1 protein-coding gene is annotated in these 699 nt (G+C 60.9%); it reads left to right on the top strand.

What is annotated here, in order from left to right; translation table 11 throughout:
• The coding region (locus tag HBH1_RS24725; protein WP_233207702.1) for a 3-hydroxyacyl-CoA dehydrogenase family protein at positions 1-477 on the top strand (477 nt) is incomplete at its 5' end.
• Between the last annotated feature and the right edge of the window lie 222 nt (positions 478-699).

Raw genomic sequence — 699 nt, 5'->3', positions numbered from 1 at the left:
CTCGCCCCGGCCCCCTGGACCTCCGCCGCCACGGTCGAACGCGCCCGCGACATCTACACCCGCGCCGGCCAATCCCCGGTGGTCCTGAACAAGGAAATCACCGGCTTCCTGCTCAACCGCATCCAGGGCGCGGTACTGAACGAAGCCCTCAACCTATACGAGAACGGCTACGCCACTGCTGCCGATCTCGACAAGGTCTTGAAGGACGGCCTCGGCCTGCGCTGGTCCTTCATGGGCCCATTCGAAACCATCGACCTGAACGCCCCCGAAGGCGTACTGGACTATGCCCGCCGCTACGGCCACACCTACCGCGACGTAGCGAAGACACAAGCCCCCAATGAATGGAACAGCGAGACCCTGGAGCGCATTGAAGCAGAGCGACGCGGCGACCTACCCGCAGATCAGCTAGGCGAACGCGCCCGCTGGCGCGACAACAGACTGATGGGACTGATGGCGCACAAGCGCAAGCAAAAATAGCAAACAAAGAAGCGACAAAGAAGCAAAGCAAAGAAAAGGAAAGCAAAGGCAAAAACGAAGCAAGCAAGAGCACCACGAAGCCGAAGGCGAGCCCCCCGCGAGGCCGAAGGCGAGCCGGACACGCTTTCCCCCTTGGGAGCCAGCCGCCGGAGTGAAGCGGCAAGTGGATCAGAAAAATAGTGGGAGCGAAGCGACTCTATTTTTCCCACTTGCTGCTTCACT

Source organism: Herbaspirillum sp. BH-1 (assembly GCF_002870055.1).
In the GTDB taxonomy this organism is placed as follows: domain Bacteria; phylum Pseudomonadota; class Gammaproteobacteria; order Burkholderiales; family Burkholderiaceae_D; genus Herbaspirillum; species Herbaspirillum frisingense.
This window is presented reverse-complemented; position numbering and strand designations above follow the sequence as displayed.